The organism is Streptomyces sp. NBC_00370 (genome assembly GCF_036084755.1).
Lineage (GTDB): Bacteria > Actinomycetota > Actinomycetes > Streptomycetales > Streptomycetaceae > Streptomyces.
This window is the reverse complement of record NZ_CP107968.1, coordinates 1286883-1299688: the sequence shown is the minus strand read 5'-3', so window position 1 is coordinate 1299688 and position 12806 is coordinate 1286883. Positions and strand designations below refer to the sequence as shown.

Below are 12806 nucleotides of genomic sequence, written 5' to 3'. Positions count from 1 at the left end.
CCACGGTCCTACGGGGTCCCGTCGGCGGACTCCGGCGCGTACGGCTCGTAAGGCAGGAGCTCAGGGCGTTTGGGCAGCCTGCCGTCGCCCGTCGAGCGTCCGGTCAGCCTGCGCATCACCCAGGGCCCGAGATACTGCCGGGCGAACCGTACGTCGCTGCCGCGCCGCATCAGCCAGCGGGCCGGGGCCGCGGGAGGCAGCGCCGCGCGCCAGTCGTCCTCGGCGTCGAGGCCGAGCCCCTGCCAGACCGCCTCGGCGATACGCCGGTGGCCCTCGGCGGTGGGATGCAGCCGGTCCACGTCCCACAGCCGCTGGTCACCGAGGACGTTCCCGCCGTACAGGTCGACGACGAGCGCGTCGTGCCGCGCCGCCAGCTCGTCGATGTACGTGAACAGCTCCTCCATGCGCGGCCGGATACGTTCCATCACCGGACCGTTCCTGCCGGGGCTGCGCATCAGGACGAGCTGTTTGCAGGACGGCGCGAGCCGCTCGACGGCCTCTTCGAGCAGCCCGCGCACCCGTCCCATGTCGACCTTGGGCCGCAGGGTGTCGTTGAGCCCGCCGACCAGGGTCACCAGGTCCGGTGTCATCGCGGCGGCGACGTCCACCTGCTCGTCCACGATCTGTCCGATGAGCTTGCCGCGCACGGCGAGATTCGCGTACCGGAACCCCGGGTTACGGGCCGCGAGCCGGCCGGCGAGCAGATCGGCCCAGCCCCGGTACGTACCGTCGGGCAGCAGGTCGGACATGCCTTCGGTGAAGGAGTCACCGACAGCGACGAAACTGGTGTAGTTGGCATTCATCTCCATGGCGGGCCCGATCCTACCGTGCGGTAGGACCGGACTCAGGCGTGCCGCCCCACCAGCTCCCGCAGCACGTCCTCCATGGTCACCATGCCTTCGAGCTTGCCGTCCGCGTCCAGCACGGCGGCCAGATGCGTACGGCTGCGGCGCATCGCCGTCAGGACGTCGTCCATCGGCGTCTCGTCCTTCACCCGCGCGATGGCGCGCATCCCCGTGACCGGGAACGGCACGTCGCGCGGCAGCGCGTCCAGCGCGTCCTTCACATGGAGATAGCCCAGGATCCGCCGCGAAGCGTCGACCACGGGGAAGCGCGAGAAGCCGGACGTGGCCGCCATCGCCTCCAGCTCCTCGGGGGTCACCCCCACCTCGGCCGTCACGACCCGCTCCAGCGGCAGCACCACGTCTCGGACCGGACGGCGGCCCAGCTCCAGCGCGTCGTGCAGCCGCTCGGTCGCCCGGTCGTCGAGCAGTCCCGCATGTCCCGCGTCGGTGACGAGCCGGGCCAGCTCGTCGTCGGAGAACGTCGCCGACACCTCGCTCTTGGCCTCCACCCGCAGCAGCTTCAGCAGCGTGTTGGCGAAGGCGTTGACGGTGAAGATCACCGGCCGCAGCGCCCGCGACAGGGCCACCAGGGGAGGCCCGAGCAGCAGCGCCGTACGGACGGGGCCCGCCAGCGCGACGTTCTTCGGGACCATCTCGCCCAGCAGCATGTGCAGATAGGTCGCCACGACCAGCGCGATCACGAACGAGATCGGATGCACCAGGCCGTGCGGCACCCCGACGCCGTTGAAGACCGGCTCCAGCAGATGGGCGATGGCGGGCTCGGCGACGATACCCAGCACCAGCGTGCACAGTGTGATGCCGAGCTGGGCGGCGGCGAGCAGGGCCGACACATGCTCAAGGCCCCAGATGACACTGCGCGCCCTGCGGTCGCCGTTCTCGGCCGCCGGTTCGATCTGGCTGCGGCGCACGGAGATCAGGGAGAACTCGGCCCCGACGAAGAAGGCGTTGACGACCAGCGTCAGCAAGCCGATGATCAGCTGGATCGCGGTCATCGTCCGGCCTCCTCTTCCGTGTCGTCAGTATCCGTGTCGCTGTCGGCGCCGGGCAGCGCGCCGTGCAGGGTCAGCCGGGCCGCGCGGCGGCCCGAGGCGTCGGAGACTTCCAGCCGCCAGCCGCCGACCTCGACCTCGTCGCCCTCGGCGGGGATCCGGCCCAGCTCGGCCGCGACGAAACCGGCCAGCGTCTCGTACGGCCCCTCGGGCACCCGCAGCCCGATCTTCTCCAGCTGGTCGGCGCGTGCGGCACCGTCCGCCGACCACAGCGGCCGGCCCTCGGCGTCCTCGCCGACCGGGGCCAGATCCGGGGTCTCGTGCGGGTCGTGCTCGTCGCGTACCTCGCCGACGACCTCCTCGACGATGTCCTCCAGCGTCACCACACCGGCGGTGCCGCCGTACTCGTCGATGACGACCGCCATCGTGGAACGTCCGGAGAGCCGGTCGAGCAGCTTGTCCACGGTCAGTGTCTCCGGGACGAGCAGCGGCTCCCGCAGCAGCTCCCTGACGGGGTGCCGGACCCTGCGCTCGGCCGGCACTGCGAGCACGTCCTTGATGTGCGCGATGCCCACGACCGTGTCCAGATTGCCCCGGTAGACGGGGAAGCGGGAAAGACCGGTGGCCCGGGTCGCGTTGGCCACGTCCTCGGCCGTCGCCTGTACGTCCAGCGCCATGACCTGGACGCGCGGCGTCATCACGTTCTCCGTGGTGAGCGCCGCCAGACTCAGGGTCCGTACGAACAGCTCGGCGGTGTCCGCCTCCAGCGCGCCCTCCTTCGCCGAGTGCCGGGCCAGCGCGACCAGTTCCTGCGGTGAGCGGGCGGAGGCCAGCTCCTCGGTCGGCTCAAGACCCATGGCGCGCACGATGCGGTTGGCCGTGTTGTTGAGATGCGCGATGAACGGGCGGAAGACGGCGGTGAAGTGGCGCTGCGGCGTGGCGACGACCTTGGCGACGGCCAGCGGGGACGAGATCGCCCAGTTCTTGGGGACCAGCTCGCCGACGACCATCAGCACGACGGTCGACAGGGCCGTACCGATGACCAGGGCGACCGAGGACGCCACGGACTCCGACAGGCCGGTCGCCTCGACCGGCCCCCGGATCAGCTTGGAGACGGACGGCTCGGCGAGCATACCGACGACCAGATTGGTGACGGTGATGCCGAGCTGCGCCCCGGAGAGCTGGAAGGTGAGGCTCTGTACGGCCTTCAGCGCGCCGGCGGCGCCCCGTTCGCCGCGCTCGGCGGCCCGTTCCAGATCACCCCGCTCGACGGTGGTGAGCGAGAACTCGGCGGCGACGAACGCTCCGCAGAGCAGCGCGAGCAGCACGGCCAGGATGAGCAGAAGCACTTCGGTCATCGGTTCACCTCCGTCACATGATCGGTCAGCTGGCGGAGGGCTGCGCGGTGTCTGCTGATACTGGGAGGCTCGCCCATGAGCGGACGTTCACACCTTTCGGTTGTACGGAACAACGAACCCCCATGGTAAAGGATCGGCAAAATGGCTTACCGCAGGGGCTTCACCCAGCGCCGCCAATGATCCTCGCGGTGGTACCCGGCCGACGCCCAGGCCCGCCGCGCCCGCGTGTTGTCCTCCAGCACCATCGCGTCCACCCGCCGCCCGCCGATGGCGGCGAACCGCTGCTCGGCGGCGTCCAGCAGCGCCGTGGCGACACCTCGTCTGCGCTGCTCCGGATGGACGGCCAGCCGATAGGCGGAGCACCGCCAGCCGTCGAACCCGGCGATGACGGTCCCGACGAGCCGGCCGTCGCGCTCGGCGAGCAGCAGGGCCTCGGGGTCGCGCGTGACGAGCCGGGTCATCCCGTCGTGGTCGTCGCTGATGCTGGTGCCCTCGGCGGCCAGCCGCCAGAAGGACAGCACGGCGTCGATGTCGGCGAGTCGGGCACAGCGGATCTGGAGGTCACTCATGCCCCGAGCCAAGCAGAGCGGCGACCCGTGGGGCGAGCGGATTCCGGGTGCGGGCGCGGTCAGGCCGGGGTGACGAAACAGAACTCGTTGCCCTCCGGGTCGCGCAGCACCTGGAAGCTGCCCGGCGTGTCGGAGACGATCCCGCCGACCTGTTCGGCCCCGAGCCGGACCGCCTCGGCCGTCGCGGCCGGGATGTCGTCGGCCAGCAGGTCCAGATGGAGGCGGTTCTTGACGGCCTTGCCCTCCGGAACCCGCTGGAAGGCGATCCGGGTGAACTCCGGCGGGTCGATGTACGCCCAGTCGGCGCTCCGCCCGGTCGGCTCACCGCCGAGGAGAGCGGCCCAGAACCGGGCCAGCTCCAGCGGCTTCTCACAGTCGAAGACGATCTCGTCGATACGTACGCGCATGCGGGGCAGCCTATGGCGCGGCGAACGCCGCGCCGAACGCCGTCGCGTCCCACTCCCCGGCCAGCTCCGGCGCCAGCCATCGCACCGCCTCCGCGCGGAACCGTTCCGGGGGCAGGGCTCCCGCGCCCGCCGGTACCGCGCCCAGCAGCGGGGCGCCTGCCATGTCCGGCAGGTCCGCCAGGTTGCAGCGCGCCGCCAGGTCCGGCGCGGCCGGCCAGCTGCCGATGACCACGCCGAGCGGGCGCACGTCACGCGCCCGCAGCGCCTCGGTCGTCAGCGCCGTCGCGTTGAGCGTGCCGAGCCCCGCCGGCGCCACGACCAGGACGGGCGCGCCCAGCAGCCGGGCCGCGTCCGCCAGGGTGCCGCCGTGTTCGTCGAACCGTACGAGCAGGCCGCCGGCCCCCTCGACCAGCACCACATCGTGTTCGGCGGCCAGCTTCTCCGCGGCGACGGCCACCTCGTCGGGGCGTACCGGCGTCATGCCCGCCCGCCGGGCGGCCGTCGCCGGTGCCAACGGCTCGGGGAAGCGGGCCAGTTCCACCGGCGTGACCGGACCGGCCAGCCGGGCAGCCTCGGCGGCGTCGCCGGGTTCACCCGGCTCCAGACCCGTCTGGGCCGGTTTCAGTACGGCGACCGTCCGGCCGCGCGCGAGCGCGGCAGCCGCCAGCGCCGCCGTGACGACGGTCTTGCCGATCTCCGTCCCGGTACCCGTGACGATCAGAATGCCCATGTCAGCCCTCCCGCGCCGCGGCCGACGCCGCACGGCAGATCCGTGCGACGTCGTCGTCACCCGTCACATACGGCGGCATCGTGTAGACGAGGTCGCGGAACGGCCGCAGCCACACGCCTTCGCGCACCGCGGCGCGGGTCGCCGCCGCCATGTCCACGTCGTGGTCGAGCTGGATCACCCCGATGGCGCCCAGCACCCGAACGTCACGCACGCCCGGCAGCTCCGCCGCCTCCGCCAGTCCCTCGCGCAGGCCCGTGCCGATCCGCTCCACCTCCTTGACCCAGTCCTGCCCGAGCAGCAGGTCGATGGAGGCGCAGGCCACGGCAGCGGCCAGCGGATTGCCCATGAAGGTCGGCCCGTGCGCCAGTACGGGGACCTCGCCGCGCGCGATGCCCTCGGCGACCCTCGCCGTGCACAGCGTCGCCGCCATCGTCAGATAGCCGCCCGTGAGGGCCTTGCCCACACACATCACATCGGGCGAGACACCGGCCTGGCCGGCGGCGAACAGCGTGCCCGTACGGCCGAAACCCGTCGCGATCTCGTCGAGGATCAGCAGCACGTCGTGTTCGTCGCAGGCCTCCCGCAACACCCGCAGATACGCGGGGGAGTGGAAGCGCATCCCGCCCGCGCCCTGCACCACCGGCTCCACGATCACCGCCGCCAGTTCGTCCGCGTGCTCGGCGATCAGCGCGCGCAGCCCGTCCGCGTACGTCTCGTCGTACTCGACCGGCGGCACCCCCGCGAACACCTGCCGGGGCAGGACGCCCGACCACAGCTCGTGCATCCCGCCGTCCGGGTCGCAGACCGACATCGGCTGCCAGGTGTCGCCGTGGTAGCCGCCGCGCCAGGTCAGCAGCCGCTGCTTGGCGGGTCTGCCGACGGAACGCCAGTACTGCAGACACATCTTGACGGCGACCTCGACGGAGACCGAGCCCGAGTCGGCGAGAAACACATGCCGCAGTGGCTCGGGCGTCATGTCGACCAGCTTCGTGGCGAGCCGTACGGCGGGCTCATGGGTGAGGCCGCCGAACATCACATGGCTCATCCGGTCGAGCTGGCCGCGCGCCGCCTCGTTGAGCACCGGGTGGTTGTAGCCGTGGATCGCCGACCACCAGGACGCCATCCCGTCGACCAACTCGCGCTGCCCGTGCGCCGGTTCGGCGAGCCGTAGCCGGACGCCTGACGCGGACTCCACGACCAGCGGATCCGTACGGCCCGGCATCGGGCCGTACGGGTGCCAGACGTGCGCGCGGTCGAGCGCCAGCAGTTCGGCCGGGGCGAGATCAGGCATTGGGCGCGAGATCCGTACCGGCTCCACGGCGGCGCACCGAGACCAGGTCCTTGCGCGCGGGTGCCGGTGCCGCGTCGGCCAGGGGCTCGTCGGCCACGGCGGCGACAGGCGCCGCGCAACCCCCCGCCCGGTGCTCCGGCAGGGTCGTCGTCTCCGCGCCCTCCACCTCGAAACCGGCGTCGGCGATCATCTCCAGGTCGGCCTTGCCCTCCTGGCCCTCGGTGGTCAGATAGTCGCCGAGGAAGATCGAGTTGACCAGGTGCAGCGCGAGCGGCTGCATCGAACGCAGCTGCACCTCACGGCCGCCGGCCAGCCTGACCTCGACATCGGGGCAGATGAACCGGGTCATGGCGAGGATGCGCAGGCAGCGCTGCGGGGTCAGGTTCCACTCGGCGGCGAGCGGCGTGCCCTCCACCGGGATGAGGAAGTTGACCGGCACCGAGTCCGGGTCCAGCGCGCGCAGCGAGAAGACGACATCCACCAGGTCGGCGTCGCTCTCGCCCATGCCGGCGATCAACCCGGAGCAGGCGGACAGCCCGGCCGCCTGGGCGTGCCGCACCGTCTCGACCCGGTCGGCGTAGGTGTGCGTGGTCGTGATGTCCCCGTACGTCCCCTCGGACGTGTTGAGGTTGTGGTTGTACGCGTCGGCGCCCGCGGCGCGCAGCCGCTCGCCCTGGCCCTCCGACAGCAGTCCGAGGCACGCGCAGACCTCGACGCCCTCGTTCTCTTCCTTGATGGCCTTGATCGTGCCCGAGACCCGCTCCACGTCACGGTCGGTCGGACCGCGCCCGCTCGCGACCAGACAGACCCGCTTGGCGCCGCCCGCCACCCCGGCGGCAGCCGCCTTCGACGCCTCTTCCGGCTTCAGCCAGGTGTACTTGAGGATCTCGGCGGTCGAGCCGAGCCGCTGCGAGCAGTACGAGCAGTCCTCCGGGCACAGACCGGACTTGAGATTGACCAGATAGTTGAGTTTCACCCGCCGCCCGAACCACTGGCGGCGCACCTTGCCCGCGGCAGCGACCACCTCCAGCAGGTCGTCGTCGGAGGTCGCCAGCACGGCGAGCGCTTCTTCGCGGGTCGGCGGCTCGCGCCGCAGGCCCTTCTCCACCAGCGTGTTCAGCAGGTCCATAGGGCCGATCTTCGCCTACGTCCGCACCCTGATGCCAGGGTGGAATCTGACAACTCCGCCACTTCGAAGTGTGGGTATGGCCACACCCTGTCCTGGTCCGGCCGGGTTTAGGGTCTGTGCGCAGCCTACAAAAGGACCTACAGAAGGACCGGACCCATGGAGCAGGACCCGTTCGACTGGACCGGCGAAGCGGCGCGCGCCCGCGAGACGTCGGGCCTGGTCCGTACGCTCCGGCCGCGGCCGGCCGATTCCCCGCTGCTGGACCTCGCGAGCAACGACTATCTGGGCCTCGCCCGGCATCCCGTCACCACCGGCGCGGCCGCCGAAGCGGCCCGCCGCTGGGGCGCGGGCGCCACCGGCTCACGGCTGGTGACCGGCAGCACCGAACTGCACGCCGAACTGGAGGCCGAACTGGCCGCGTTCTGCGGATTCGAGGCGGCGCTCGTCCTGTCGTCCGGTTACGCCGCCAACCTCGCCGCGCTCACGGCGCTGACCGCGCGCGGCTCGCTGCTGGTGTCCGACGCGGGCAACCACGCCTCGATCGTGGACGGCTGCCGGCTCTCCCGCGCGGAGACCGTCGTCGTCCCGCACGCCGAGCCCGAAGCGGTACGCAAGACGCTGGAGGCCGAGCGCGGCAGGCGCGCGCTGGTGGTCAGCGACGGGGTGTTCTCGGTGGACGGCGACGCCGCTCCGCTGGGCGAGCTGGCCGGCGTCTGCCGAAACCTCGGGGCCGCGCTGGTGGTCGACGACGCGCACGGCTTCGGGGTGCTGGGCGCGGGCGGCAGGGGCGCGCTGGACGCGGCCGGTGTCGCGGGCGCGCCCGGGGTGGTCGCCACCCTCACACTGTCCAAGTCGCTCGGCAGCCAGGGCGGTGCGATCCTCGGCCCGGCCCGGGTCGTCGACCATCTGGTCAACGCCGCCCGTACGTTCATCTTCGACACCGGCCTCGCGCCGGCGGCGGTCGGCGGCGCGCTGGCGAGCCTCCGGCTGCTGCGTGCGGAGCCGGCTCTGGCCGCCCGCGCCAGGGAGGTCGCGCGCACCCTGCACGGGCGGCTGACCGCCGAGGGCCTGACCGCCGTACGTCCGGACGCCGCCGTCGTCTCCGTACAGGCGCCGTCGCCCGAGGCGGCGTTCCGCTGGGCGGCGGACTGCCGGGCCGCCGGTGTCTCGGTCGGCTGCTTCCGGCCGCCCTCGGTGCCCGACGGCATCTCCCGTATCCGGCTCACCGCGCGTGCCGATCTGACGGAGCGTCAGATCGACACGGCGGTGCGGACGATCGTGTCGGTCGCCGCTCAGTAGGCCACCACCTCCTCACGCAGGGCCGACACGAAACAGCTCCAGGCTTCGGCGGAGAAGGACAAGTGCGGGCGGGTCACGTTCTTCGAATCACGAACGGCGAGTTCGCCCGCGCCTTTGCGGGCCGTCTCCACGCAGTTGTTCATCCCTACGCTGCGGCTGCTCCGCCGCCACGCTGTGGGGTGTGCGAGGTAAGCGGTCATGATGCTCCCTAAACGCCGTCACCGATCCCGGCGATGAGATCCAGCGAATCCTCGGGCGAAAGGGCGTGCGCCTCCAACGTGCGGAACGCGGCGCAGTACGCCTCAAGGTCTTCTTCCCGCTCCAAATAAAGGCTACTCGTCAAGTGGTCGAGAACGACCAAATCCAGATCGGTAATGTTCGGGAAAGAGAAGATTACGAAAGGCCCGGTGAGGCCGACATAGCCGCCGACGCTGAACGGCAGTACCTGCAGCCGGATGTGGGGGAGTGCGGCGAGTTTCCGCAAGGTCCACAACTGCTCGCGCATCACACCGGGCCCGCCCACCTCACGCCGCAGGACCGCCTCGTCGAGCACCGCGTGCAGCGCCAGCGGATCCGGCGCGCGCAGCACCTCCTGGCGGGCGAGCCGCACCTCCACCAGGGAGTCGACCGTCGTGGCCGGCGGGCCGTCCAGCGCCGCCCGGGTCACCGCCCGTGCGTAGCCGGGCGTCTGCAACAGCCCCGGCACCACCGAGGTCTCCAGCGTGCGCGCCGTGCGGGCCTGCGACTCCAGGCTGATGAAGTCCCGGTACCGGGGCGGGATCACCCCGCCGTACGCCTGCCACCACCCCTGGCCGCCGCCCGCCGCGCCCGCCAAGGTGCCGAGCAGGGAGCGCAATCGGCTGTCGGTGACCCCCAACGCGTCCAACAGCCTGGGCAGATCCGCTTCCTTCACCCCGCTGACGCCCGTCTCGATCCGGCTCACCTTCGACTGGTGCCAGCCGAGCAGCCGCGCCGTCTCGTCGCTGGTGAGACCCGCCTCGCGGCGCAGTCTGCGTAACTCCTCGCCGAGTCTGCGGCGGCGTACCGCCGGACCGTTGCGCATGATCAACTCCCCTTCTCCGCCCCCGTTACGGCCATATCGCGGAGAAGGTATCTTTCGGCCGCCCAAATACGCTCTCGCGTCGCAGAGTTCACCGCTTCGAGCGACAGATATATGCATATCTCGGTGGATTGGTCGGGGCGGAGGCACGATGAGTGACACTCTGACGTGGAGGACGGATCCGGAGCCCTCCGCGCAGTCAACCGTTCTGTGCCGGATATCGGATCCGGCGGGAAAGGGACAGCGTCGTCATGGCAGACCATCAGGAAGCATCCGTCACCCTGCCGAGCGATCCGGTCTCGGTGCCGGCCGCTCGCAGATACGTCGCCGACGTCCTCGCCGAGTGGGGACTGCCCGGCGAGGCGGACACCGCCGAAACGGTCCGCCTGATCGTCTCGGAACTGGCGACCAACGCCGTCCAGCACACCTTCGGCCAGTCACCCACCTTCACGGTGGACATCCGCCTCGAACGCCACGAGCAGCTGCGGATCGGCGTCACGGACAGTCATCCCCGCTGGCCGCAGCGGCTGCCTGCGGCGGTCCAGCAGGACAACGGCCGGGGCATGGTCATCATCCGCTGGCTCGCGGCCGAATGCGGCGGCCGGATGACCGTCGTCCCGACGGCGGAGGGCGGCAAGACGGTCTGGATCGCCCTGCCGTGGCCCGTCGTCGTGCAGACCTGAGCACCGCCGCCCGGTTCAGCGCACCCGGCCGTACCAGACGCTCTTGGACCAGATCCGTTCGAGCCGCACCACGGCGCCCGTCTTCGGCGAGTGCCAGATCTTGCCGCTGCCCGCGTAGATCCCCACGTGGTAGACGCTGCGCCCGGAATGGAAGAACACCAGGTCGCCCTGGCGCCGTCCGGCGGCCGGGACATGCCTGGTGTTGTTGTACTGCTGCTGCGTCGTGCGCGGGAGCTTCTTCCCCGCCTGTTTGTACGAATAGAGCGTCAGCCCTGAGCAGTCGAAGCGTCTAGGACCCGACGCCCCCCACTGATAGGGAGCCCCCTTCTTCGACGCGGCGATCTGCAGCGCCTTGGTCGCCAGCGTGGCGGCATGCGCCTCGGCGGCCGCACCCGGCGCCAGCAGCATGCCGCCGACGGCGACGAGCGTCAGACCCGAGACGGTACGGGCCCGTGAGAGCAAGGACGGGACATGTGTCTGCGCAGTCATGCGCAACCCTTCGTCAGCCGCCTGTGAAGGATGACCTGTCGGGTTCGGGCTGGCGAAGTTGCCCGGCCGCCGCGGCGGCTTCACCCCGAGGGAGACTCGTTTCCGGGCCGTCCCGTACTGCTCGGGTCCTCCACTCCTGCCGATCCACTCATGTCGACCAGGCATCCGGACGGCGGCAGGACTCGGCGTCCGCCCGGACCGCCCCGCCGTGGTGGCGGGGTCTTGCGACCTGTCACCCAGGGATCGTGTCCCGGCACGGGGCGTTTTCCGAGTTGAAATAGTGATATGTGAAATACGTCACTTTTGACCCATCCGGTGATCCGGATGACGATCAGTCGCCGCCCACGCCCCGCCGCCGAGGGCCCCACCTGCGGCGCGAGCGCGGCGCGCCCGGCAAACCTCCGCCGCGTCCCGCAACTCGCGCCCGTCAACCGGTCGTCGCGTCTCCTACGCCGAACGTGCGGGGCGTGTCGCCGTCGGCGCGTCCGAACGGGGGGCGCGGCTCACCGGCCGCCGGCCGGCCCGGGGACGCTCGGTGACGTCTTGCGGTTGCGGACCACGTGGTCGACCAGCCCGTACGCCTTGGCGCCGGCCGCGTCGAAGATCGTGTCCCGCTCGATGTCGACCGCCACCCGCGCGTCGTCCTGGCCGGTGTGGCGGACGAGGATGCCCGCCAGCATGGCCCGCTGGCGCAGCAACTCCCCGGCGTGGATCGCCAGGTCGGACGGCTGGCCCTGGACGGGCTCCTCGAAGCCGGGTTGCTGGAGCACGATCCGGGCGCCCGGCAGCGCCATCCGCTTGCCCGGGGCGCCTGCGGCCAGCAGCACGGCCGCCGTGGAGACGGCCTGGCCGAGACAGGTGGTCTCCACGTCGCAGGTGATCATCTGCAGCGTGTCGTAGATGGCCGACATGGCGCTGATCGAGCCGCCCGGCGAGTTGATGTACAGACAGATGTCCCGGTCGGGCGCCGCGTATTCGAGATGCAGCAGTTGGGCGATCACGTCGTTGGCCGAGGTGTCGTCGAGTGCGGTGCCGAGGAAGACGATCCGCTCCTCGAACAGCTTGGAGTACGGATCGAGCGTGCGGGTCCCGTTGCTGGTCCGCTCGGAGAACTCGGGCAGAACGTAGCGGGCCGAAGGGCGGTTCATGGGCATGGCTCTCCTCATGCGGCGCTCTGTAGAAAATGTACAGGACGTACAACACGTAACATGGGGAGCATGGCCTATGAGATTCCGGTGACGCAAGCCCGGGCAGAGCTGGCAGACCTGATCAACCGCGTCGTCTACGGGGACGAGCGCGTGGTCGTGACCCGGCACGGCAAGCCGCTCGTGGCCCTGGTGTCCGCCGCAGACCTGGCGCGACTTGAGCGCGAGGAGGCACAGGAGGAGCAGCGGGAGCGGGAGGAGGAGCAGGTGATCCGGTCCGTCTCGTCCGTCGGCCAGGGACCCTCCGCTCCCGGCGAACCGGCCCGCTTCGGCATCGCCGCCCACCACCCCGGGCAGCACCGCTCCGAGCACCCGCGTGACCAGCGGTAGAGCATGATCAGTTAACGCGCCGGAAAAACTTCGCCTCTAACCTGCAATGTCCGGCCATCCACGGGCCGGACACGGTGAGGTGGAGACATGCAACTGACCCCGCACGAGCAGGAACGCCTGCTCATCCATGTGGCAGCGGACGTGGCGGAGAAGCGCAGGGCGCGCGGACTGCGGCTCAACCACCCCGAGGCCGTCGCCCTGATCACCTCACACCTGCTCGAAGGCGCCAGGGACGGCCGTACCGTAGCCGAGCTGATGGCCTCGGGCCGTACGGTGCTCGGCCGCGCCGACGTGATGGACGGGATCCCCGAGATGATCCACGAAGTGCAGGTGGAGGCCACCTTCCCGGACGGCACGAAGCTCGTCACCGTCCATGACCCGATCGTCTGACGGGAAGGAAC

Annotated in this window: 16 protein-coding genes and 1 riboswitch; of the genes, 4 read left to right on the top strand and 12 right to left on the bottom strand. The window is 71.0% G+C overall.

From position 1 onward, the window contains the following. Positions 1-8 precede the first annotated feature (8 nt). From OHS57_RS05665 to bioB, 8 genes are all read right to left on the bottom strand, one after another. The gene (locus tag OHS57_RS05665; protein WP_041997920.1) at positions 9-809 is read right to left on the bottom strand and encodes an SGNH/GDSL hydrolase family protein; all 801 of its coding nucleotides are present in this window, start codon (positions 807-809) and stop codon (positions 9-11) included. A 35-nt stretch (positions 810-844) separates the two neighbouring features. Continuing rightward, positions 845-1858 (bottom strand): hemolysin family protein, encoded by a 1014-nt coding sequence (locus OHS57_RS05660; protein ID WP_328581224.1) that lies wholly within the window; start codon positions 1856-1858, stop codon positions 845-847. After that, positions 1855-3213, bottom strand: a complete 1359-nt coding sequence (locus OHS57_RS05655) for a hemolysin family protein (protein ID WP_328581223.1) — start codon at positions 3211-3213, stop codon at positions 1855-1857. The genes OHS57_RS05660 and OHS57_RS05655 overlap by 4 nt, the downstream gene beginning before the upstream one ends. Before the next feature lie 146 nt (positions 3214-3359). After that, positions 3360-3782 carry a GNAT family N-acetyltransferase gene (locus tag OHS57_RS05650; protein ID WP_041997925.1) on the bottom strand — a complete coding sequence of 141 codons (423 nt, stop codon included), beginning with the start codon at positions 3780-3782 and terminating at the stop codon, positions 3360-3362. A gap of 59 nt (positions 3783-3841) precedes the next feature. Beyond that, positions 3842-4189 carry a VOC family protein gene (locus OHS57_RS05645; RefSeq protein ID WP_328581222.1) on the bottom strand — a complete coding sequence of 116 codons (348 nt, stop codon included), beginning with the start codon at positions 4187-4189 and terminating at the stop codon, positions 3842-3844. Positions 4190-4199: 10 nt separating this feature from the next. Next, positions 4200-4919, bottom strand: a complete 720-nt coding sequence (gene bioD / locus OHS57_RS05640) for a dethiobiotin synthase (protein ID WP_328581221.1) — start codon at positions 4917-4919, stop codon at positions 4200-4202. Between the two features lies 1 nt (position 4920). After that, positions 4921-6210 (bottom strand): adenosylmethionine--8-amino-7-oxononanoate transaminase, encoded by a 1290-nt coding sequence (locus OHS57_RS05635; protein WP_328581220.1) that lies wholly within the window; start codon positions 6208-6210, stop codon positions 4921-4923. Continuing rightward, positions 6203-7339 carry a biotin synthase BioB gene (gene bioB / locus OHS57_RS05630; protein WP_041997933.1) on the bottom strand — a complete coding sequence of 379 codons (1137 nt, stop codon included), beginning with the start codon at positions 7337-7339 and terminating at the stop codon, positions 6203-6205. Before bioB ends, OHS57_RS05635 begins: the two co-directional genes overlap by 8 nt. Before the next feature lie 156 nt (positions 7340-7495). Between bioB and OHS57_RS05625 the strand changes: the two genes are divergently transcribed. Further along, positions 7496-8638: an 8-amino-7-oxononanoate synthase gene (locus OHS57_RS05625; protein ID WP_328581219.1), complete on the top strand. Its 1143-nt coding sequence runs from the start codon at positions 7496-7498 to the stop codon at positions 8636-8638. Here the strand turns inward: OHS57_RS05625 and OHS57_RS05620 are convergent. Together OHS57_RS05620 and OHS57_RS05615 are read right to left on the bottom strand one after the other, a co-directional pair. Next, positions 8632-8838 carry a DUF397 domain-containing protein gene (locus tag OHS57_RS05620; RefSeq protein WP_041997937.1) on the bottom strand — a complete coding sequence of 69 codons (207 nt, stop codon included), beginning with the start codon at positions 8836-8838 and terminating at the stop codon, positions 8632-8634. The two genes, OHS57_RS05625 and OHS57_RS05620, sit on opposite strands and share 7 nt — an antisense overlap. 8 nt (positions 8839-8846) lie before the next feature. Beyond that, the gene (locus OHS57_RS05615; protein WP_328581218.1) at positions 8847-9701 is read right to left on the bottom strand and encodes a helix-turn-helix domain-containing protein; all 855 of its coding nucleotides are present in this window, start codon (positions 9699-9701) and stop codon (positions 8847-8849) included. A gap of 248 nt (positions 9702-9949) precedes the next feature. Between OHS57_RS05615 and OHS57_RS05610 the strand changes: the two genes are divergently transcribed. Beyond that, positions 9950-10381 carry an ATP-binding protein gene (locus tag OHS57_RS05610; protein WP_041997941.1) on the top strand — a complete coding sequence of 144 codons (432 nt, stop codon included), beginning with the start codon at positions 9950-9952 and terminating at the stop codon, positions 10379-10381. Positions 10382-10396: 15 nt separating this feature from the next. Here OHS57_RS05610 and OHS57_RS05605 read toward each other — a convergent pair whose 3' ends face one another. Next, positions 10397-10870, bottom strand: coding sequence for a C40 family peptidase (locus OHS57_RS05605; RefSeq protein ID WP_041997943.1), 474 nt, complete (start codon positions 10868-10870; stop codon positions 10397-10399). Between the two features lie 3 nt (positions 10871-10873). Beyond that, positions 10874-11044: riboswitch (cyclic di-AMP (ydaO/yuaA leader) on the bottom strand. Between the two features lie 329 nt (positions 11045-11373). Then, a complete protein-coding gene (locus OHS57_RS05600) occupies positions 11374-12018 on the bottom strand; it encodes an ATP-dependent Clp protease proteolytic subunit (protein WP_328581217.1) in 645 nt (214 codons plus the stop codon). Positions 12019-12087: 69 nt separating this feature from the next. Between OHS57_RS05600 and OHS57_RS05595 the strand changes: the two genes are divergently transcribed. Both OHS57_RS05595 and OHS57_RS05590 read left to right on the top strand, forming a co-directional pair. Further along, a complete protein-coding gene (locus tag OHS57_RS05595) occupies positions 12088-12405 on the top strand; it encodes a type II toxin-antitoxin system Phd/YefM family antitoxin (RefSeq protein WP_328581216.1) in 318 nt (105 codons plus the stop codon). Positions 12406-12492: 87 nt separating this feature from the next. Further along, positions 12493-12795 carry an urease subunit gamma gene (locus OHS57_RS05590; RefSeq protein ID WP_041997949.1) on the top strand — a complete coding sequence of 101 codons (303 nt, stop codon included), beginning with the start codon at positions 12493-12495 and terminating at the stop codon, positions 12793-12795. The last annotated feature ends 11 nt before the right edge of the window (positions 12796-12806 follow it).

Excerpts from the sequence above, each read along its gene's own strand:
- OHS57_RS05595 (WP_328581216.1), top strand. The coding sequence starts at position 12,088 with ATGGCCTATGAGATTCCGGTGACGCAAGCCCGGGCAGAGCTGGCAGAC.
- OHS57_RS05660 (WP_328581224.1), bottom strand. The coding sequence starts at position 1,858 with ATGACCGCGATCCAGCTGATCATCGGCTTGCTGACGCTGGTCGTCAAC.
- OHS57_RS05645 (WP_328581222.1), bottom strand. The coding sequence starts at position 4,189 with ATGCGCGTACGTATCGACGAGATCGTCTTCGACTGTGAGAAGCCGCTG.
- OHS57_RS05590 (WP_041997949.1), top strand. The coding sequence starts at position 12,493 with ATGCAACTGACCCCGCACGAGCAGGAACGCCTGCTCATCCATGTGGCA.
- OHS57_RS05600 (WP_328581217.1), bottom strand. The coding sequence starts at position 12,018 with ATGAACCGCCCTTCGGCCCGCTACGTTCTGCCCGAGTTCTCCGAGCGG.
- OHS57_RS05655 (WP_328581223.1), bottom strand. The coding sequence starts at position 3,213 with ATGACCGAAGTGCTTCTGCTCATCCTGGCCGTGCTGCTCGCGCTGCTC.
- OHS57_RS05665 (WP_041997920.1), bottom strand. The coding sequence starts at position 809 with ATGGAGATGAATGCCAACTACACCAGTTTCGTCGCTGTCGGTGACTCC.
- OHS57_RS05615 (WP_328581218.1), bottom strand. The coding sequence starts at position 9,701 with ATGCGCAACGGTCCGGCGGTACGCCGCCGCAGACTCGGCGAGGAGTTA.
- OHS57_RS05605 (WP_041997943.1), bottom strand. The coding sequence starts at position 10,870 with ATGACTGCGCAGACACATGTCCCGTCCTTGCTCTCACGGGCCCGTACC.
- OHS57_RS05620 (WP_041997937.1), bottom strand. The coding sequence starts at position 8,838 with ATGACCGCTTACCTCGCACACCCCACAGCGTGGCGGCGGAGCAGCCGC.
- OHS57_RS05635 (WP_328581220.1), bottom strand. The coding sequence starts at position 6,210 with ATGCCTGATCTCGCCCCGGCCGAACTGCTGGCGCTCGACCGCGCGCAC.
- bioB (WP_041997933.1), bottom strand. The coding sequence starts at position 7,339 with ATGGACCTGCTGAACACGCTGGTGGAGAAGGGCCTGCGGCGCGAGCCG.
- OHS57_RS05610 (WP_041997941.1), top strand. The coding sequence starts at position 9,950 with ATGGCAGACCATCAGGAAGCATCCGTCACCCTGCCGAGCGATCCGGTC.
- OHS57_RS05650 (WP_041997925.1), bottom strand. The coding sequence starts at position 3,782 with ATGAGTGACCTCCAGATCCGCTGTGCCCGACTCGCCGACATCGACGCC.
- OHS57_RS05625 (WP_328581219.1), top strand. The coding sequence starts at position 7,496 with ATGGAGCAGGACCCGTTCGACTGGACCGGCGAAGCGGCGCGCGCCCGC.
- bioD (WP_328581221.1), bottom strand. The coding sequence starts at position 4,919 with ATGGGCATTCTGATCGTCACGGGTACCGGGACGGAGATCGGCAAGACC.